This window comes from Streptomyces sp. NPDC090025 (assembly GCF_044748125.1).
Lineage (GTDB): Bacteria > Actinomycetota > Actinomycetes > Streptomycetales > Streptomycetaceae > Streptomyces.
Map to the genome: position 1 here is coordinate 111,549 of NZ_JBIVFL010000014.1, position 19,087 is coordinate 130,635.

Consider the following 19,087-nt stretch of genomic DNA (forward strand, 5'->3'; position numbering starts at 1 on the left):
AGTGAAGGGGGCCTACGGTCCAGCCATGGCTTTCGAAGAGAAGAACCTCATCGTGCTCGACCCGGTCACCGTCGGCGGCCGGACGCTGAAGCGCTACCACGTGACCTCGGACCCGGCGGGCATCGAGCCGGAGGTGGCCCAGGCGGCGTACGCGCTGCTCCCCGAGCTGCTGCCGGAGTCGGACGGCACCCCGGCGGCCGGATTCGTGGTGCTGCACCGGGGCGGTGACACCGGCGCGTACCTGAACGTCTACAGCTGGGTGTGGGACAACGTGCTGCACTTCGCGGGCGCGGCGGCCGGTCAGTCCGCGCTCGACTGCCCGGACACCGACCCGACCCATTTCGTGCCGCTGTCCGGCACCGAGCGCGACCGGTCCTGGATCGGCTGCGTCTGGGAGCTGGCGCCGCTGGTGCACGAGCGGAACGCCTGGGTGCGGCACATGCTGGCGCCGGAGGTCCCTGATCTGTCCGGTTATCTGGCGGACCCGCTGCGCGCGGGGACGACGGCGGGGATCCGGGCGGACCGCACGGACGCCGTGGCGGTGACCGCGTGAGCGCGGGCGCGGCGACGGCCGCCGGTGCGGAGGTGCGCGGGTTCGGGTTCCTGGACGGCCGGTGGGCGGTGCGCAACCGGCGGCTGCTCGACTTCCTCGACCCGGACAGCGGCTGGGAGGAGTTCGACGGCTACACCACCGGGCGGCTGTTCTGGGGCGACCGGGCCCATGTCGACGAGATCGTGTTCCCGTCGAAGGGGTTCCGCGGCCTGACGCTGCGGCTGTACGAGCCGGAGACCGACGAGTGGACCCTGAACTGGTCCAACAGCCGGACCGGCAAGCTCGATCCGCCGGTACGGGGCCGCTTCGCGGCCGACGGCACGGGCGAGTTCTTCGGCGACGACCACTACGCGGGGCGGCCGGTGCGGGTGCGGTTCCGGTGGTCCGGGATCGGCCCGGACACGGCCCGCTGGGAGCAGTGGTTCGCCCCCACGGACGGCGGCGCCACGGACGGCGGCGACGACGCGGGGGTGTGGGTGCGGAACTGGGTGATGGACTTCAGCCGCGCCTGACGAAGCGGGCGAGCCGGTAGCCGGGTTCGGGGCGCGGCCGGTCCTGGTCCGGGAGGGCGGCGAGGGCGGCGCCGAGCGCGGCGGCGTCGGTGTCGGTGCCGTGGAACCAGGAGGCGTAGTAGCCCCGGCGCAGCCTGGTGGCGGTGCCGCGCGGGGTGGCGCCCTGGCCGTGCCCGGTGAAGCGGGTGCCGGGCGCCGGGTCGAGGCCGTGGGCGGCGGCGAGGGCGGTGACCCGCCGGGCGCCGTCACGGCCCTCGGCGTGGGAGCGGTGCGGGCGGAGCAGGGCGTCGATGTCGCTGCCGACGTCGTGGCTCGCGTCCTTGTCGACGGTGGTGAGCAGGACCCCGCCGGGGCGGAGCACCCGGGCCGCCTCGGCGACGATCTCCTCGGTGAACGGCACCAGATGGAGCAGCCAGACGGCGCTGACCGCGTCGAGCGCGCCGGCCGGCAGCGGCAGTCGGCGGGCGTCGGCGCGCACGGTCCGGCCGGGCAGCCGGACCGACGCGACCCGCAGCATGGCGTGGGCGGCGTCGGCCCCGTACACGGTGAGTCCGGGGCGGACGATCCGCTCGGTGACGAGACCGGTGCCGCAGGCGAGGTCGAGCAGTGTGCGGGTGCCGGGCGGCAGCAGCCGGAGGACGGCCCCGGCCGCGGCGGCGGCGCGGGGCACCCCGCCGCGGGTCTCGTCGTAGTGCGCGGCCTCGGCCTCGTAGTCGAGCAGTGTCTCCGGTGTCTCCGGTGTCTCCGCCATGCGGGGATCGTAGAGCGCCGGTGGTCCGGAGGGTCCCGTCGGTCAGCTCGCGCCGTGGTCCGCGGCCACCGCCTGGACGCGTTCGGCGAGTTCGAAGTCCTTCTCGGTGACGGTGCCGCCCGCCGAGTGGGTGTGCACGGAGAGGGCGACGGTGTTGTAGCCGAGCGTCACCTCGCTGTGGTGGTTCAGGTCCTGCTGAATCTGGGCGATGTGGACGACGAAGGCGGTGGCGGCGAAGTGGTCGGCGAGGCGGTAGCCGCGGCCGAGCCGGTCGCCGTCCACGGACCAGCCGGGGAGCTCCCGCAGTCGGTCCTCGATCTCCTTCTGCGACAACGGCTGTGGCTGAGTGGACACGTGATGCTCCCTCCGGTCGTGCGACGCACCGCGCGATGCCGGGGTGCCGCATGGGTGGGGTTCTCGGGTGAAGGTACCCGGCTCCCCCTCTGGGATACCGTCTGGTCATGACGACAGTCGCGAGCGACACGGGTGCGGGGACGCGGACGGGCGCGGCATCGGGCGCGGGCGCGGGGACCGGTGTGGGCCCGCTGCTGCGCGGCTGGCGGGAGCGGCGGCGGCTGAGCCAGCTGGAGCTGGCGCTGCGGGCGGACTCCTCGGCGCGGCACATCTCGTTCGTCGAGACCGGCCGGTCGCGGCCGAGCGAGGAGATGATCCTGCGGCTCGCCGAGCATCTGGACGTACCGGTCCGGGAGCGCAACGCCCTGCTCCTGGCGGCGGGTTACGCCCCCCGCTACACCGAGTCGCCGCTCGACGCACCGGAGTTGGAGCTGCTGCGCGAGGGCATCGCGCGGCTCCTGGAGGGCTACGAGCCCTATCCGGCGCTGGTGGTCGACGCCTCGTACGACGTGGTGGCCGCGAACAAGGGCATCCAACTGCTGCTCGCGGGGCTGCCGGAGCACCTGCTCACGCCGCCGCTGAACGCGATGCGGATCACGCTGCACCCGGAGGGCCTGGCGCCGCGGATCCGCAATCTGCGCGAGTGGCGGGGGCATCTGCTGGCCCAGATGGAACGGCAGATCGGGCTCGCCCGCTCGGAGCCGCTGCGCGCGCTGTACGAGGAGGTGGCGGCGTATCCGCCGCCGGTGGACGGCGTGGCGGAGCCGGACGACCGGGAGGACCCGGAGCCGTACCCGTACTTCGCGCTGCCGCTGCGGATCGAGCACGACGGGCGGGTGCTGTCGTTCGTGTCGTCGATCTCGACGTTCAACACGCCGATGGACGTGACCGTCGCCGAGCTGGCCATCGAGACGCTGCTCCCGGCCGACCCGGCGACGGTCGCCTACCTCCAGTCGCTCGCCGACTGACGCCGTCAGCGGGTGAGCCGCAGCGCGCCCCACTGGAGCGCGGCGAACCCGGCGACGGTGCCGGCCTGGGCGACGGTCCAGACGGCGCCGACGGTGGTCGGCTCCAGCCAGGCCACCAGGGCGACCAGACTGGCCGCCGTCCAGACCAGGTTGATGTCGACGACGGCCTTCACCCCGCCGGCGGCGGGCTCGGCCCGCCCGGCCAGCCAGGCGACCCCGGCGGCGTAGGCGACGAGCACGATCCCGAGCTCGGACAGCAGGCCCCGGTCGACGCCGAACAGCTCCCCGAGCGGCCCGGCGGCGACGAGGTAGGCGACCCCGTTCGCCCCGGTGACCAGCGCGTCGAGCCCGAGGAAGCGGCGCACCATGGACCGGGGCCGGGTGGTGCGGGAGAGACCGGTGAGGAGGGCCTGGGACATGGCGGATCACCCTTCGTGGAAGGCGTACGGGAACGACTCGTGAGCCCGGCCCCCGAGCGGAGTGCGCCGCCCGGGACCCGGTGCACCGAGCATGCCGTCGGGGTGGTGGGCGGGTCGATTACGTCCCAGGTAATGCCGTGGGCCCGCGCGGATTCCCGGGTCAGGCGCCGCGCACCGCGGCGAGGACGCCGAGGGCCTGGCGGACCCGGCGGCCGTAGACGAGCACCAGGACCAGCAGGGCGCTGCCGCCGATGACGTAGGTGTCGGCGCCCTCCGGCAGGTCCAGCCAGGTGACGGTGAGTGCCGAGGCCGCGATGAGGACGGCGGAGACGGCCATCCGGACGGGTTCCCAGTCGCGGACCGGGGTCAGTCCGGCCAGTTCGGCGTCGTCGAGCAGGGCGCCGTGGCGTCCGGCCGCGTACCGGTCGGCGATGGTGAGCAGCAGCGCGGCGAGGTCGGGCAGCGCGGCGGGGCCTTCGGTGTCGAGCCGGGCTTCGGCACGCCGCAGGGCGGCGACGACGAGGGCGGTGTGGTGCTTGAGCGGGGCGCGTCGGCGGCGGCCGATCAGCAGCCCCGACCGGCCGCGGTGGAGGCGTTGCAGGACGAAGACGACGCCCGAGATCCGGCTCGACACGGCTTTGAGGCGGTGCGGGCGGCGCAGCAGGGTGGCCCGGTGGGCGACGGCGCAGGCGTGCACGGCGGCGAGGATGTTGAGCAGCGGGAGCTGGCGCTGGGCGTAGTGGAAGACGCGCCAGCGGGGCACGGCCGACCCGGCGAGGGCGCCCAGGGCGTAGAGCGCGGGCAGCGCGCCGAGCGCCACGAAGGTCGCCACGAAGGCGATCTCGACCATGGACAGCTCCAGAACGTCGAGCACGTCCCGGTGGGTGTCCGACCAGATCCGGGCCACGCGGTCGGCCGAGTGGATCCAGTAGTCCCGGGCCCTCGGCTCGAACTCCACACCGAAGCCGGGCGTGCGCTGGAGCTGTGCCTGCCACCACGCCAGGGCGAAGAGGACGCAGAAGGCCACGGACAGGCTGGACACCGCCGCGGCGCGCGTCGCAGCCGCCTTCCCGATCCGGACCCCGGCCCGCACCCGGCCCGGCAGCCGCGGGTCGAGGCCCAGGCTCCGCAGGTCCGCCTCCGCGCGGGCGATCGTCCGCTCCGTCCGGCCGCGCGGTCCGCCCGCCCGGCGGGTGCGCAGCCATCCCCGTATCCCGTTCATGGAGGCGGATGATGCCGCAACTCCGCGGCTCCGGAGTCCTGTTCGGCGCATCCGGCCGACCGCAGCCGGTAGGGTGCGCGCCGGTGGCCGAAAGTGTGCGGCCGGTGTTTCGGGGGGAATGCGGTGGCTGGCAGGGAACGGTCGCGGATGGTCGCGGCCGAGGGGGATCACAAGGTGACGCCCGCCGAACTGTTCTTCGATCTGGTCTTCGTGTACGCGATCACCCAGGTGACCGCGTTGATGGCGGCGGCGCCGTCGCCGGTGCGGGTGGTCGGGGCGATGACGGTGCTCGCGCTGCTGTGGTGGTGCTGGTGCTGTTTCGCCTGGCTGGGGAATGTCGTACGGGCGGACGCCGGGGCGCTGTTCGCGGTGCTCGTCACCGTGATGACGGTGGTGTTCGTGGTGTCGCTCGCGGTGCCCGAGGTGTTCGCGGACGCGCCCGGCGGGCTCTCGGCGCCGGTGGTGTTCGTGGTCTGCTACGGCCTGGTCCGGGCGCTGCACTGGACCTCGTACTGGATCTCCAGCCCCGGCGACGCGGCCCTGCACCGCACCCTGTGGCACACCGCCGTGCTCTCGATCCTGCCGCCGTTCGCGCTGCTCCTGATCGGCTGCTGGTACGAGGGGACCCCGCGGCTGCTCCTCTGGCTCGGCGCGGTGGTGATCGACTACGGCGGTGTGTACGTCACCGGTTCGTCCGGCTGGCGGGTCAACTCCCCCGGGCACTTCGCCGAACGGCACGGCCTCATCGTCATCATCGCGCTCGGCGAGTCGATCGTGGCGATGGGCGTCGGGGTGGCCGACTTCCCGCTGACCGTCGCCGTGATCGCGGCCTGCGCGGCCGGGCTGCTGCTGTCCGCCGGGCTGTGGGCGCTGTACTTCCGGCGGTTCGGCGAGCCCGCCGAGCACCGGCTCGGCTCGCTCGACGGCGAGGCGCGGACCCGGTTCGCCCGGGACGTCTACACCTTCCTGCATCTGCCGCTGGTCGCGGGGGTGGTGCTGGTCGCCCTCGGCATGAAGAAGGTCCTCACCCAGGTGGCGGACACCGGGCACTACGCGCTGACGGATCCGCTGCACGGCACGGTCGCCTGGTCGCTGCCGGGCGGGGTCGGGGTGTTCCTGCTGGGGGCGGCCCTGATCACGCTCCGCTCGACCGGGCGGCGACCCACCGTCCTGCTCGTCGGCGGGGTCTGCGGGCTCGCCGCGGGACCGCTGGTCGAGTTGGTCCCGGCCCTGGTGGCGCTCGCGGTGCTGGCCGCCGCCGTGCTCGGCCTGGTGTTTCTGCACGGCCGCGGCGAGCCCGCGCGGCACCGTCCGGCGCACCCCGCCGGGACCGCCGCCGGCGCCGACTCCGCGGCCACCGCCGGGAACTGACGCCCCTTGGAGGATCCCGCCGGGCGGTCCCGCGGTGACCGGGTGATCCTCCAAGGGCCGCCCGGCCCGGCGGTGGGAGGCGTTCCGGATATGCACACTGGCCCCATGCCTCCCACCGCGCCCACCCTCATCGGCTCCGTCCGCCGGGCACTGCTGCTCCTCGAAACCGTCGCCGAACACGGCGAGATCACCGCCAAGCGCCTCTCCCGGATGACCGGCATCCCGCTCGCCACCACCTACCACCTGCTCCGCACCCTGGCGCACGACGGCTATCTGCACCATGAGCACGGCGCGTACCGGCTCGGCACCTCAGTGCCCAGGCTCGCCGGGCAGCGGCACGGTCCTGCCACCCGGCTGCCGGACTGGCTGCGGGTGCTCAGGGACGAGCTGACGGCACCGGTCTACTACGGGGTGCTCGACGGCGGCGAGGTCGAGCTGGTCGCGTACGCGGACTCGCCGGACCTGCCCGCCATCGAGGAGTGGACGCCGTTCGCCACCAGCGCGCACGCCCACGCGGTGGGCCAGTGCCTGCTCGCCCAGCTCGACGCCGACGCCCGCCGCGGCTATCTCGCCCACCACCCGGTGACCCGGCTCACGCCCCGGACGGTACGGGACGAGGAAGCGCTGATGCGGCGGCTCGCCGCGGTGCGGCGGGGCGCGCCGGTGCACGAGATCGAGGAGTACGTGCTCGGCACGGTGTGCGCGGCGGTTCCGCTCACGGTGGGCGGGGTGGTGTCGGCGGTCGGGTTCTCGCTGCCGCTGGCGGAGCGGTCCCGGCTGCGGCCCACCGCCCGGCTGCTGCGGCAGCGGCTCGAACGGACCCTGGTGGCGCAGGCGTTCGCGGTCATGCCGTGACGGGGGTGGGACCCGCCAGAACGCCTCAGTAGGCGGCCTTGCGGTGGCCGATGAACGCCCGCAGCCGGTCGGTGTCCGTCGGCGTCCAGCCCGGGGGCGGGACCACCGCGGCCCAGCCGTCGGCCGCGCCCGCGCCGTACCGGTGTCCGTGCGGCGCCTGCACCCCGTACGAGACGGCCATGTCGACCGAGGTCTGCCAGAAGGCCACGAACGGGAACCAGTCGATGGCGGGGGTGATGTCGGGGCCCAGGGGTTCGTGGAGCCAGGCCGGGCGTTCCAGGAGCAGGTCGGGCGACCACCAGACGACCGGGTCGGAGGCGTTCTGGAGGTAGACCGCGCGCGGGAACTCCCAGCGGGCCGGGGGCCTGGCCAGGTCGGTGCGCGGGAACTGGGCGAAGCGGTAGTGGGCGCCGCCCTGGTACTGCGGGCGCCAGACCGGGCTGCCCTGGTCGCGGTCGCGGCGGATCTCCTCGGAGATCGGCGAGAAGTTGGGCGCGCCGAGCAGCAGGGCGCCGTCGGTGGCGGCGAGCAGTTCGTCGGCGCTGTCGAAGGACGCCTCGACGGCGTAGGCGCCGAGGCTCTCGCCGGTGACCACGAGCTTGGGCCGGTGCCCTGCGGGCCGGGCGTCGAGCTCGGCGCGTACGGCGTCGAGGAGGGCCCGGGTGGCCTGGCCCGCCTTCTCCTTGTCGACGAGGAAGGACACCCAGCTCGGCAGGTACGAGTACTGGACGGCGACGATCGCGGTGTCGCCGCCGTACATGTACTCCAGCGGTTCGGCGACGTTCGGGTTGACCCAGCCGGTGCCGGTGGTGCCCGCGACGGCGAGCACCGCGCGGTCGAAGGCGCCGGTGCGGCGCAGTTCGCGGACGGCGAGCCGGGCCTGCGCGTCGAACGGCCGCTCGTCCTCGAAGGCGGCGGGCAGCGCCGACGGTATGTAGACCCGCACCGGGTCGTGGGCGGGCCGCCCGGTCCAGGCGGTGAGGGCGTCCCGGCTCGGCACCGAGCCGGTGAAGTTGCGGCCCTGGTAGCCGAGGTCCTCCCAGCGGATCAGCGATCCCGGGCCGCCGGACACGGCGGGGGAGGCGGGGCGGTGGATGTTGTCCTTGGTGTCGCGGTTGGTGGCCTCGGCGATCCGGTCGGCGATGTCGACGATCCCCCGGTCGAAGACGATGTCGCGGACCCCGACGAGCACGCACAGCGCGGTGATCAGCGCGCCGAGCCCGAACGCGAGGGGGCGCGGCAGCAGCCGTCCGAGCAGCCGGATCAGTTTCCGGCCGCCGAGCCGGACGCCCCGGGCGATCAGCAGCAGCGCCAGCCAGAGCAGCAGCGCGAACAGCGCGATCATCGGGGTGTGCCAGGTCAGCGAGGGCGGCAGGCCCTGCAGGACGCGCAGTTCGCGCTGGAGTCGGGCGCTCTCCGAGATCAGCCAGACCGAGCCGGCCGGGGCGAGCACCCAGTACCCCTGCCAGAGCCGGGCCCGGGTCCGCGCGCTCGGCCGCCACGGCACGACGAGCCGGACCAGCCAGGACAGCATCGCGCCGAGCGCGTAGCCGATGGCCGCGGTGATGCCGCCGACCAGACCCTGGAGGTACCACGGTCTGGGCACCAGGGAGGGGCTGAGCGAGGCCCAGAAGAACAGCGTCCCGGCGCAGAGCGCGACCAGATCGGGCCAGTGCCGGTCGGTGTAGGGGCGGCGGGCGAAGGCGAGCAGCCGGGCGGCACGAGGGGTGTCGCCCGGGGACCGATCGGGGGCGGTGGGGTGCCGGTCGGTCGAGGTCATCCGCTCAGCCTCTTACACCGTACGGGCTGACGCAAATCATCCCACCGCCCCCGATCGGGGCATTTCGCTTCCGGTCAGGCTTCCGGTTCACCGGCCGGGGTGGAGGCGGTGGGCGCGACGGCCCGTTCCGTTTCGCGTTCCGCCTTCGTGGACTTCGGGGGTCGCTGAGCGGTGTCGGCCGCGTCGGTGCGGTTGCGGGCGGCCTCGGCCCGCAGCATCGCGTTGAGCACGGCGAAGGGGTCGACGGGCATGGTGGAGCTCCTTGCGGTGGAAGGTGATGAGGAGGGGGTGCGTGGGAGAGGTGGGACCTCTCAGCACCGCATCACCGTCGACCGGGGAGCGCCGGAGCGCGGGGTGGGCACGGGGACGGGCCCGGCGGCCGGTCCGCGCGGGGACGGCAGCGGCCGGACGCGGAGCGGCGGCGCGGGCCGGCGCTCCCTGCGGTCCCGTCGTACGGGCGGGGTGGCGGATTCGGCCTCGGCGGCGTCCAGGGTCTCCTGGCCGGAGCCGGAGCCGGAGCCGGGCCCCGGGGCGGAGCCCGTACCCGAGCCGGGGGCGGAACCCTGGCCGGGGGCGGGGCCCTGGCCAGGGCCGGGCTCGGCGCCGCCCGTCGTCGCGGCCGCGGCCGCTGCCGCGAGGGACCGGGGCTCGCCCTCGGCGGCCGTCGGCCCGCCGCCGGTGCCCGCGCCGAGCAGCGCGGCGAGCACGAGCAGCACCGCGAGCAGGGACCGGCAGGCGAACCGGGGGACGGGCCTCACGGTGATCCGTACTGCCCCGCGCGGGCCCGGCGGATCCGGCGGGGGCGGCAGATCCGCCCGCCCGGCCTACGTCACGGCCCCGGTTTTCACCCCTCGGGGTTGTCCTGGGCGTCCGGCGCGGCGTCGCCGTTGACGCGCCCCTTGCGGGCGGCCATCACCGCGTACACCAGGACGCCGACGAAGAGGAAGAGGACGCCCTGGTAGACGGCGGCGTAGCCGGAGCCCGCGACGAGCCACAGCGAGAAGCCGAAGGCGGCGGCGGCGAGCACGCCGTCGCGGGCGAGCCGGGCCTTGGAGACCTGGTCGGCGCGGCCCGTGAGCAGGAAGTAGATCTGCGCGGCGGTGGACAGCAGGTAGGGCACGGTGGCGGTGAAGGTGGTGACCAGGACCAGGGTCTCGAAGACGCCCTTGGTGCCGGCCGTGTAGTTGTAGACGGTCAGGAGCGAGGCGAGGACGACGGTGACCAGGACGCCGACGGTCGGGACGCCCCGCCGCTTGACGGTGAAGACCTTCGGGAACAGGCCGTCGCGGGCGGCGGCGTACGGCGCCTGGGCGCTCAGCAGGGTCCAGCCGTTGAGCGCGCCGAGCATCGACACCATGGCCATGCAGGCGATGGCGGTGCCGCCCCAGGAGCCGCCGAACATCACGTTCACGGCGTCCGAGAAGGGCGCGGTGGAGGCGACCAGCTTGTCGTGGGCGACGGTGCCGAAGACGGACACGGTGCCGAGGAGGTAGAGGGCCGCGGCGCCGAGGGTGCCGAGGACGGTGGCGCGCCCGACGTTGCGGCGCGGGTCGCGGACCTCGCCCGCGCTGACGGCGGCGGACTCGACGCCGAGGTAGCTGAACAGCAGGATCGCGGCGGACGCGGAGACCGCGCCGAGCGCGCTGCCGTCGGTGCCCCGGAACGGCCCGAGGTTGGCGCTGTCGAAGAAGAACAGGCCGCCGACCGCGACCAGGAGCAGCGGCACGAACTTCAGCACGGTCGCCACGATCTGCACCGCGCCGACGTAGCGGGTGCCGGCCAGGTTGGCGAGCGCGGGCAGCCACTGGAAGAGCAGCGCGGCGGCGATGGTGGCGGCCTTGGACTCGTGGACCGGGATCAGCACGTCGAGGTAGCCGACGGCGGCGACGGCGAGCGCCGCGTTGGAGACCCAGGCGGTGATCCAGTACGACCAGGCGGCGAGGAATCCGGCGAAGTCGCCGAAGGCGGCGCGGGCGTAGACGTAGGGGCCGCCGGTGTGCGGCAGCCGGTGAGCAAGCCGCCCGAAGACCAGGGCGAGGGCGATCGCACCGAGGGTGAGCACGCCGAACGCGACCAGGCTGATGGTGCCGTAGGGGGCGACGGAGGCGGGGAGCAGGAAGATCCCGCCGCCGATGATGTTTCCCGCCACGAGTGCGGTGGCGACGGGCAGGCCGAAGCGGCGGGCCGCGCCCCGGTCACCGGTGTCGGTCGGGTCGGTCGTCCCCGTGGTCTCGGGGGCGTCGGGGGTCGGGCGGGGGGTGGTGGGGGCCGTGCTCATGGGGGGTGGTGCGCCTCTCGTCGTACAGAGGCATCCATCGTCCACAGGGCGAGACGGCGTTCCAAATCACCCGTTTTTGTCCGGCACGGCCGGGCGATCGGCCGGAAGAAACGCTTCCGCATGGGGCTGTGACGGCGAATTCTCCAGCGGCACCTGCGGCCCCTCGCACTCCCGCAGCCAGCCGCGCAGCACCTCGTGCACCTGCTCGGCGCCGACCAGCGGGGCGGGCGGCGGGGTGAGCTCGCGCGGCCAGAGCAGGAAGGGGTGCGCCTGGTCGCCGCCGAGGCCGCCGTGCGAGCCGATCTGCTCCTCGAAGGCGTGCACGGTGCCGGTCGCCGGGTCGTACATCGAGTTGACCATGATGTCGGCGACGTGCGGGAAGCCGTCGGTGCGCAGCACCGCGGCGGCGGCGCCGGGACCGAACACGGCCAGCGGGTCCCCCGCCGCCACCGCGGCCGGGCCGTCCCGGCCGTCGAGCGCGTCCAGACCGTCGAGTCCGTCCAGTCCGTCCCGTCCGTCCAGTCGGTCGGCCTCCGCCAGTTCGGCGAGCTCCGCGACCGGGAGCTCCGCGCCGTCCCGGCCGAGCACCACCGAGCCGTGCTCCTCGCTCGCCACGAGCAGGAAGCCGATCCCCGGGTGCTGGGCCAGGGTGCGCAGGAGCGCCGGGTGCAGCCGGTCGATCTCCTCCCTGGTCATCCGGTGCGGGACGCCGGGGAACGAGACCAGGCCCAGATTCCCGGAGGCGAGCACCACCGGCTCCGGCGCCTTCGCCGCGGCCACCGCCGCCGCCTCCGCGCCGTCCCGGCCCGCCTCGCCCGCCTCGTCGACCGGCCGGTGCAGGGCGCTGCGCAGCGCGTCGCGGGCCGCGTCCCTGGCCTCCGAACCGCTGCGGGTGCGCCGCACCCGGCGCGACACCGGAAGCCCGCACCCGGCCCTTACGAGCTCCTTCAGGCTCAGTCCGTACGCGTCCTCGAAGGTCTGGCCCGGGCTCTGGCCGTGGTCCGAGAGCAGCACGATCCGGTACGGGCGGGGCGCGTGCTCGGCGACCCGGGCGATCAGCGCGAGGGACCGGTCGAGCCGGGCGAGGACCTGGTCGGTGTCCCGGCCGCGCGGTCCCGAGTGGTGGGCGACCTCGTCGTACGCGACGAGGTCGGCGTAGACGGCGGTGCGTCCGGCGAGCATGTCGCCCATCACGGCGGCGACCACCACGTCCCGTTCGACGACGGTGGCGAAGGCGCGGACGAAGGGGTACAGGCCGCCGCGCGACACGCGCGGAGTGTCGCGGCGCAGCCGGGCGCGGGTCGACTGGAACATCTCGCGGACGACCTCGTTGACGAACGACCCGGCGGTACGGACCGCGTTGGCCGGGTCGGAGAAGTACGCGAAGTAGCCGGAGCGCGAGCGGTTGCGGGGGCCGCGCCGGGCGGCCATCGACAGGACCAGGGCGAGCTGGTCGGCGCCACCGCTGAACAGGTTGCCTCGCGAGGCGCCGTCGAGGGTGAGCAGGCCGCCGTCACCGGTGCGTTCGACGGCCCGGCGCTGGAGTTCCACGGCACTGGCGGGCCGGTTGGAGACCATCAGCCGGCCGGTGTCCTTCTCGTACCAGCGGAAGGCGGGCACGTCCTCGTTGGAGCCGTGCAGGATGCCGAGCTGGCTCGCGCCGGTCTGGCTCGACCAGTCCGTGCGCCAGGGGGTGAGGGTGTGGCTGGTGGTGAGCCAGTCGGCGACCGTGGGCATCCGGCCGTCGGCGACCGCGTCGGTCAGCACCCGGTGCCCGACCCCGTCGAGTTGGAGGAAGACCGTGCCGGGGACGGGTCCGCCGCCGCCGGACTGCGGCGGGCGGGGGCGTTTGCGGTCGGTGAGGCGGTAGAGGCGGCGGCGGTAGGCGTCGTCGTCGCGGACGGCGAGCGCGGTGGAGGTGGCGGAGGCCACGGCGGACATCACGGCGGCGACCACGACGGCGGTCTCGGGCCCGGCGACCCCGCGCCCGTCCGGGATCAGCCAGAGCGCGACCAGGAGCAGCGAGCCGTTGAGGAAGAACGCCAACAGGCCGAGCACCAGGGCGGGTACGAGCAGCAGGGCCCGCACCACGAGCGGCCAGACCAGCGCGCTGAGCAGACCGAAGACCCCGGCGCCCCAGGCGGCGGTGAGCGCGGTGCGGGTGACGCTGTCGCCGTCGGCGGACTGGAGCTGGAAGTCGGGCAGGATCGCGGCGAGCGCGAGCAGCGTGAGGGTGGAGACCCCCCACACCGTGATCACCCGGAGCAGCGCCCGGCCCGCGCTCCGCCATCGGCCGGATCCGCGCCCTCGCCGTTCGCCCACGCCTCGTTCACCTTTCACCCGTTTCCTGCCTCAAGCGTGGCACAACGGATGGCGGAGTCCGCGGGCATTTCGTCCCGGCGGGGCGGGCGGGGTCGGCGGGGCGGGCGGGGCGTGGCCGGGGTTCGGTGGCGGGTGCGGGGCTCAGGAGCCGTCGTACCCCGCGGTCGGCATGGAGAGCCTGCGGTGCACCCCGGCCTTCCTCGGCGCGTCGTACGCCGGTTCGTCGAGTCCCGCGGTCTCCAGACGTACGCCGCGCCGCGCGCACTCGTCGACGAACCCGGCGACATCGGTCAACGCCCGGGCGAGCACCCGCTCGTTGGGCGCGACGAAGAGGTCGACGGCGCCGTCGTCGACGTCGGACCAGAGGGCCGCGTGGTCGGGCGTGACGCCGTAGCAGGACAGCCGGCGGGTCACCACGTACCCCTGGGAAACGGCCCAGCTGTCGCACATGGCGTGCTGGCTGCGGGTGTCGACGAGGAAGGGGTCGTCGTCGAGTTCTTCGAGCGGGGTGAGGCTGGCGATCGCCGCCACCCGAACGTCGTCCATGGAGGGACCTTACTGGTCCTCGCGCCGGTACGGGACCCTCCGGTATACCAAGAAGGGACGGCCCGTCGAAGACCGGCCACACCCGGACGCCCGGACATTTACCCTCGATACGGATGGGACGGTCGGCCGGGGACGGCCGGGTGTCGACGACGAGCGGAATCGGCCGACGGCGAGCGGAGTCGGCAGAGGGGCGGCGGACCGGTGGAGGTCACCTGGTGGGGTCATGCCACGTGCACGGTCGAGGACTCCGGGGTCCGGGTGCTCACCGACCCCCTCTTCGCGCGCAGGCTCGCCCATCTGCGGCGCAGGCGCGGCGCACCGCCGCCGCCGGAGGCGGCCCGCGCGGAGGTGGTGCTCGTCTCGCATCTGCACGCCGACCATCTGCACCTGCCGTCGCTGGCCCGGCTGGCGCCCGGCACGCGCCTGATCGTGCCGTCGGGCGCGCGGGCCGCCGTCCCGGCGCTCGGCCGGCTCGCCCGGCGGGGGCTGCGGCTCACCGAGGTGGCGGCGGGCGACTCGGTGGCCGTGGCGGGCGTGACCGTACGGGCGGTGCCCGCGCGGCACGACGGCCGTCGGCTGCCGTACGGACCGCACCGCTCCCCCGCGCTCGGCTATGTGGTGGCGGGCGAGGCCAGGACCTACTTCGCGGGCGACACCGGGCTCTTCGACGGCCTGGCGGAGCAGGTCGGTCCGGTGGACGTGGCCCTGCTGCCGGTCGGCGGCTGGGGTCCGTTCCTGGGCCAGGGGCATCTGAACGCGGAGCGGGCCGCCGAGGCGCTCGCCGCGCTGTCCCCGGCGGCGGCGGTGCCGGTGCACTACGGCACGTACTGGCCGATCGGCCTGGACGCGGTGCGGCCGCACGAGTTCCACTCCCCCGGCGACGACTTCGTCCGGCACGCGGCGCGGCTCGCGCCGAAGGTGGCGGTGCATCTGCTCGGGCACGGCGAGCGGGTCAGACCGGCGGTGGCGCGATGAGCGCGCCTCGGCCCGCCCGGGGACGGCCGGGACGGCTGCGACGGCTGGGGCGGCGCCGGTGATCGAGCGGGTCATGGCGGCGGTGCGCGAGCTGCCGCCGGAGTCGACGCAGCAGGCGGTCGGCTATCCCTCCCTGTTCCTCCTGGTGGCGCTCGGCGCGCTGGTGCCGGTGGTGCCGACGGGCGCGATCGTCAGCTCGGCGGCGGTGGTCGCCTTCCATCAGACGGCGCCGCTGGCGCTGCTCTTCGTGTTCCTGGTGGCGGCGTTCGCGGCGTTCCTCGGCGACCTGGCGCTGTACTGGCTGGGGCAGCGCGGGGTCCGGTCCCGCAACGGCTCGCGCTGGCTCGCGGCGCTGCGCTCCCGGGCCGCGCCGGACCGGCTCGCCGAGGCGCAGCGGCGCCTCGACACCCACCAGGTGCCGGTCCTGGTGCTGTCCCGGCTGATCCCGGCCGGGCGGATCCCGGTGATGCTGGCCTGTCTGCTGGGCGAGATGCCGCTGCGCCGGTTCGCCCGCGGCGACCTGCCCGCGTGTCTGGCGTGGGCGGCGACGTACCAGCTGATCGGGATCCTGGGCGGTTCGCTGTTCCCGGAGCCGTGGGAGGGCGTGGTGGCGGCGGTGGGTCTGACGGTGCTGATCAGCGTGGTGCCGGTGCTGTGGCGCCGGGTACGGGGCGGGCACCCGTCCTAGACCGCACTCGGGGCCTTTCGGGGCCTTACGGGCGGGCGTCGGTGACGGCCCCGCGGACGGCCGGGTCCGGGTCGGCCGCCAGCCGGGCGAGGAGTTCCGCGGTCCCGGGCGTCGTCCAGCGGGCGATCGTCCACACCAGGAACTCGCGCACCTCCGGGTCGGGGTGGTCCGCGAACGGGGCCAGGGCGCGGAGCGGGCCGCGGCGGCGGCGCGAGAACTCGTTCAGGGCGTCGCACAGGGCCGCCGTGTCACCGGACTTCTCGGCGGCGGCGAGCCGGGTGAGCAGCAGGGGCACCGGCAGCGGCGGGCCGTCGCCGGAGTCGAGGCGGGCGCGCAGCCGGCGTGCGCCGTACGCGCCGCGGCCCTGGCAGGCGGGGCAGGCGCAGGGTTTACGCCCGTGCGCGTCGGGCTGGTAGCGCCAGCCCACGCCCTGCGGCACGGGCCGCACCCGGTGCACCTCGCGGGGGCCGATCGCGCGCGGCACGAACACCTCCCAGCCGCGTGGATCCGCCAACTCGGCTATCCGGCCCACCGCTTCGGCCGCCGTGACGTCCGCGCCGCCGGACCGGGTGCGGTCCCGGTAGTGCCCGACCCGGACGGGCTCGGCGTCGTCGAGCCGTACGTGCACGGCGACGAAGCCGCCGCGTCCGCCGAACCGGGCGAGCTCGCGCAGCCATTGGTGGGTGAGGGTGTACGAGGGCAGCACCGGGAAGCAGTACACGCCCCGGCTGTCGCCGAAGCGGTCGGCGCGGATCCCGGAGCGGCGGATGCGGGGCACGTTGACGGCGGGGGTCAGATGCACGAACAGGGCCATGGCCCTGAAGGGTAGGGCGGGCGGGGACGGCGCGGCGACGCGATTACGGCGCCCGGCCCCGGGCCGGGCCGGGCCGCCGCGCCGCCGGGCCGCGCGCCGGGATGTCAGGCCCCCGCCTCCAGGACCCGTGAGGCCCCGACGGCCAGGTCCCACAGCCGTTCCCGGGCGAGACCGGCCCGTTCCCAGGCGGCGCGGACCCGGGTGAGGGGTTCCAGGACGGGTTCGGAGGAGAGCACGAAGGTCGACCAGTGCATGGGGGCCATGTGGTCGGCGCCGAGGTCCTGGAAGGCGCGGACGGCCTCCTCCGGGTCGGTGTGGACGTCGCTGAGCCACCAGCGGGGGTCGTAGGCGCCGATGGGGAGGAGGGCCAGGGAGATGCCGGGGTGGCGGGCGGCGATCTCGGCGAACCAGTGGCCGTATCCGGTGTCGCCCGCGAAGTAGAGCTTGCGGCCGGTGGGGTCGGTGAGCACCCAGCCGCCCCACAGCGAGCGGCAGGTGTCGAGCAGGGTGCGCTTGGACCAGTGGTGGGCGGGGACGAAGTCGAAGCGGACACCCTGGAGTTCGGCCGCTTCCCACCAGTCGAGCTCGGTGACGCGGGTGAACCGGCGCCGGGCGAACCAGCGTCCGAGCCCGGCGGGCACGAACACCGGGGTGTGGCGCGGGAGTCGGCGCAGGGTCGGCGCGTCGAGGTGGTCGAAGTGGTTGTGGCTGATGACGACGGCGTCGACCGGCGGCAGGTCCTCCCAGCGGACGCCGACCGGGGTCAGCCGGGCCGTGGTGCCGAAGATGCGGCGGGACCAGACGGGGTCGGTGAGGACGGTGAGTCCGCCGATCCGGACCACCCAGCTGGCGTGCCCCGCCCAGGTGACGGCCAGTGTGTCGGGTCCCGCCTCGGGCAGCGGGCCGGGCGCGTACGGCAGTCGCGGGATGTCCCGCAGGCCCTCGGGGCTCGGCCGTACGGCGCCCTCGCGGGCGAGTCGGGCCATCGCGCGGACGCCGGGCAGCGGCGCGGTGAGCCGGTCGGCGAAGCTGCGCGGCCAGTCGAGGCGCAGCCGGCCGACCGGCTGGAGCACGGAGCCGGGGCCCGGGCCTGCGTACGGGCCGCCGTGCGGCCCGGGGGCGGGGCGGGGGGCGGTCCGCGGGTCACGGGGGTGGGTGCGGGCGGAGTGCGGGGCCCGGTCCTCGGTGGTCCTGGCCGTCTGTTCCGTCATCTCTGCGGCCTCCGTCTGCCGGTCGTTCGGTTCTTCGGGTGGCCGGTCTCTCGGGTCCGGCCATGGGGGGAAAGCGGGGTCGGTGGGCGGTGGTCGGCCGGGTCAGCGGCCGGTGGGGTCAGTGGCCGGTGGGGTCAGCGGCCGGGGCCGCCAGTTCGCGGAGCGCGGCTCCGAAGCCGCTCAACGCCGCCGCCACGTGCGGGATCTCCTCGGGATGCGCGGAGCCGAGCGTCTCGGCGCGCGCCTCCGCCGTGTCGCCCAGGAAGGCCACGGTGTCGAACCGGGCGCGCAGGGCGCCGAGTTCGTCGCCGAAGCGGTGCCCGCCGGGGACCGGGGTGCCGAGCCGGGCGGTGAGCAGGGTCTCCAGCTCGAAGGAGTCGGTGACCCCGCGCGCGGCGAGCCCGGCGCGCAACGGCCCGAGGTCGGCGTAGAGATGGCGGCCGGCCCGCGGCGGCCTGGCGAGCGCTCCGGCCGCGAGCACCTCGCGGTGCGCGGCGGCGGCGACCGCGCCGTGCAGCTGGGCGGTGAGCCGGACCCGTACCGTCACGTCCTCGGGTTCGTCGAGGGCGTGCGCGGCGGCCGGGGCGAACGGCCCCGGCACGAGGGCGCCGAGCGCGGTGAGGATGTCGAGGGTGCGCGCCCGCAGTTCGGCCGCGCGGTCGGCGGCGGGCGGGAAGCGGGCGACGGCGCAGGGCCAGGCCGCCGGGGTCAGGGACCCGGCGAGGTCGACGAGGACGGTGACGTCGTCGGGGCACATCTCGGCGGGGCTGAGGAGCACCGTCCGCTGCGGCTGGTGCACGGTGTCGCGCCAGGTCTCGTCGCTGATGATGTGCAGGCCCTCGGCCACGGCCGCCTCGCACGCCTCGCGCAGGATCTCGGGCGGCGCGACGGTGGCGGTGGGGTCGTCGGCGACGGACAGCAGCAGCAGCCGCGGGTCGCCGCCCTCGGCGCGGACCCGGCGTACGGTCTCCAGGAGCGCGTACGGGTCGGGCACGCCGCCGCATTCGGCGGGGGTGGGCACGTGGTAGGCGGGGCGGCCGAGCAGCCGGGCCTGCGGGGCCCACCAGGCGGGGCACGGGCGGGGCAGCAGCAGGTCGCCGCCGTGCGCGGCGATCAGCGCGAGCAGCAGCGGCGGGGCGCCGGGGGCGGCGACCACGTCGCCGGGGTGGGTGCGCAGGCCGCGCCGCCACCAGTACCCGGCGGCGGCCTCACGGAGCACGGGTCCGCCGCCGGGCGGTTCGGGTCCGGTCCGGTCGGCGGCCGCGGCGAGCAGGGCGGCGAGCCCGGGCAGCACGGGCAGGCCGGGTCCGGGCGCGGGCGGTCCGTAACGCACCGGGCCGCGGCTCTCCGGGGCGGTCTGCCGCACGTCCCCCACCTCCTCGCTCGACGGGGCCGTCGGGCCGCCCGGATTCGCGGCGGCCTTTATGCCCTTTTCTGCCCTTTATACGGAGGTTTCGCGGGGCGCGCC

20 protein-coding genes are annotated in these 19,087 nt (G+C 75.3%); 7 read left to right on the top strand and 13 right to left on the bottom strand.

Going from position 1 to position 19,087, the window contains the following annotated elements; all coding sequences use genetic code 11:
• Nucleotides 1-25 precede the first annotated feature (25 nt).
• Complete coding sequence (locus ACIPXM_RS27720; protein ID WP_401660679.1) at nucleotides 26-553, top strand: hypothetical protein; 528 nt, start codon at nucleotides 26-28, stop codon at nucleotides 551-553.
• Nucleotides 550-1,065, top strand: coding sequence for a hypothetical protein (locus ACIPXM_RS27725; RefSeq protein ID WP_401660682.1), 516 nt, complete (start codon nucleotides 550-552; stop codon nucleotides 1,063-1,065). Before ACIPXM_RS27720 ends, ACIPXM_RS27725 begins: the two co-directional genes overlap by 4 nt.
• Here ACIPXM_RS27725 and ACIPXM_RS27730 read toward each other — a convergent pair.
• Entirely contained in the window at nucleotides 1,052-1,786 is a 735-nt protein-coding gene (locus ACIPXM_RS27730) for a class I SAM-dependent methyltransferase (RefSeq protein ID WP_401660959.1), read from the bottom strand. The genes ACIPXM_RS27725 and ACIPXM_RS27730 overlap by 14 nt on opposite strands.
• A 72-nt stretch (nucleotides 1,787-1,858) precedes the next feature.
• Nucleotides 1,859-2,170: a 4a-hydroxytetrahydrobiopterin dehydratase gene (locus tag ACIPXM_RS27735; RefSeq protein ID WP_401660685.1), complete on the bottom strand. Its 312-nt coding sequence runs from the start codon at nucleotides 2,168-2,170 to the stop codon at nucleotides 1,859-1,861.
• Nucleotides 2,171-2,277: 107 nt separating this feature from the next.
• Here ACIPXM_RS27735 and ACIPXM_RS27740 point away from each other — a divergent pair, with 107 nt between their 5' ends.
• A complete protein-coding gene (locus tag ACIPXM_RS27740) occupies nucleotides 2,278-3,138 on the top strand; it encodes a helix-turn-helix domain-containing protein (RefSeq protein WP_401660687.1) in 861 nt (286 codons plus the stop codon).
• Between the two features lie 5 nt (nucleotides 3,139-3,143).
• On the opposite strand, the gene ACIPXM_RS27745 is transcribed toward ACIPXM_RS27740, so the two are convergent.
• On the bottom strand, nucleotides 3,144-3,557 hold the full coding sequence (locus ACIPXM_RS27745; RefSeq protein WP_401660690.1) for a hypothetical protein: 414 nt from the start codon (nucleotides 3,555-3,557) through the stop codon (nucleotides 3,144-3,146).
• A gap of 160 nt (nucleotides 3,558-3,717) precedes the next feature.
• Nucleotides 3,718-4,779, bottom strand: a complete 1,062-nt coding sequence (locus ACIPXM_RS27750) for a hypothetical protein (protein ID WP_401660693.1) — start codon at nucleotides 4,777-4,779, stop codon at nucleotides 3,718-3,720.
• Between the two features lie 147 nt (nucleotides 4,780-4,926).
• Between ACIPXM_RS27750 and ACIPXM_RS27755 the strand changes: the two genes are divergently transcribed.
• Complete coding sequence (locus tag ACIPXM_RS27755; protein WP_401660696.1) at nucleotides 4,927-6,150, top strand: low temperature requirement protein A; 1,224 nt, start codon at nucleotides 4,927-4,929, stop codon at nucleotides 6,148-6,150.
• Between the two features lie 105 nt (nucleotides 6,151-6,255).
• Complete coding sequence (locus tag ACIPXM_RS27760) at nucleotides 6,256-7,005, top strand: IclR family transcriptional regulator (protein WP_401660699.1); 750 nt, start codon at nucleotides 6,256-6,258, stop codon at nucleotides 7,003-7,005.
• 25 nt (nucleotides 7,006-7,030) lie between these two features.
• On the opposite strand, the gene ACIPXM_RS27765 is transcribed toward ACIPXM_RS27760, so the two are convergent.
• The 6 genes from ACIPXM_RS27765 to ACIPXM_RS27790 form a co-directional block, all read right to left on the bottom strand.
• Nucleotides 7,031-8,785, bottom strand: a complete 1,755-nt coding sequence (locus tag ACIPXM_RS27765) for an alpha/beta hydrolase (protein WP_401660702.1) — start codon at nucleotides 8,783-8,785, stop codon at nucleotides 7,031-7,033.
• A gap of 74 nt (nucleotides 8,786-8,859) precedes the next feature.
• Complete coding sequence (locus tag ACIPXM_RS27770) at nucleotides 8,860-9,036, bottom strand: hypothetical protein (protein WP_401660705.1); 177 nt, start codon at nucleotides 9,034-9,036, stop codon at nucleotides 8,860-8,862.
• A gap of 60 nt (nucleotides 9,037-9,096) precedes the next feature.
• On the bottom strand, nucleotides 9,097-9,543 hold the full coding sequence (locus tag ACIPXM_RS27775; RefSeq protein WP_401660708.1) for a hypothetical protein: 447 nt from the start codon (nucleotides 9,541-9,543) through the stop codon (nucleotides 9,097-9,099).
• 86 nt (nucleotides 9,544-9,629) lie between these two features.
• The gene (locus ACIPXM_RS27780) at nucleotides 9,630-11,063 is read right to left on the bottom strand and encodes an amino acid permease (protein WP_401660710.1); all 1,434 of its coding nucleotides are present in this window, start codon (nucleotides 11,061-11,063) and stop codon (nucleotides 9,630-9,632) included.
• Nucleotides 11,064-11,129: 66 nt separating this feature from the next.
• Nucleotides 11,130-13,385 carry a phage holin family protein gene (locus ACIPXM_RS27785; protein ID WP_401660713.1) on the bottom strand — a complete coding sequence of 752 codons (2,256 nt, stop codon included), beginning with the start codon at nucleotides 13,383-13,385 and terminating at the stop codon, nucleotides 11,130-11,132.
• Nucleotides 13,386-13,526: 141 nt separating this feature from the next.
• Nucleotides 13,527-13,931: a hypothetical protein gene (locus ACIPXM_RS27790; RefSeq protein ID WP_401660716.1), complete on the bottom strand. Its 405-nt coding sequence runs from the start codon at nucleotides 13,929-13,931 to the stop codon at nucleotides 13,527-13,529.
• A gap of 201 nt (nucleotides 13,932-14,132) precedes the next feature.
• On the opposite strand from ACIPXM_RS27790, the gene ACIPXM_RS27795 reads away from it, so the two are divergent.
• A complete protein-coding gene (locus ACIPXM_RS27795) occupies nucleotides 14,133-14,906 on the top strand; it encodes an MBL fold metallo-hydrolase (protein ID WP_401660719.1) in 774 nt (257 codons plus the stop codon).
• 73 nt (nucleotides 14,907-14,979) lie between these two features.
• A complete protein-coding gene (locus tag ACIPXM_RS27800) occupies nucleotides 14,980-15,594 on the top strand; it encodes a DedA family protein (RefSeq protein WP_401660962.1) in 615 nt (204 codons plus the stop codon).
• Between the two features lie 25 nt (nucleotides 15,595-15,619).
• Here the strand turns inward: ACIPXM_RS27800 and ACIPXM_RS27805 are convergent, their stop codons facing one another.
• The 3 genes from ACIPXM_RS27805 to ACIPXM_RS27815 form a co-directional block, all read right to left on the bottom strand.
• Complete coding sequence (locus tag ACIPXM_RS27805) at nucleotides 15,620-16,408, bottom strand: HEAT repeat domain-containing protein (protein ID WP_401660721.1); 789 nt, start codon at nucleotides 16,406-16,408, stop codon at nucleotides 15,620-15,622.
• 104 nt (nucleotides 16,409-16,512) lie between these two features.
• A complete protein-coding gene (locus ACIPXM_RS27810) occupies nucleotides 16,513-17,619 on the bottom strand; it encodes an MBL fold metallo-hydrolase (protein WP_401660723.1) in 1,107 nt (368 codons plus the stop codon).
• Between the two features lie 118 nt (nucleotides 17,620-17,737).
• Nucleotides 17,738-18,985, bottom strand: a complete 1,248-nt coding sequence (locus ACIPXM_RS27815) for an aminotransferase class I/II-fold pyridoxal phosphate-dependent enzyme (RefSeq protein WP_401660726.1) — start codon at nucleotides 18,983-18,985, stop codon at nucleotides 17,738-17,740.
• Nucleotides 18,986-19,087 lie beyond the last annotated feature (102 nt).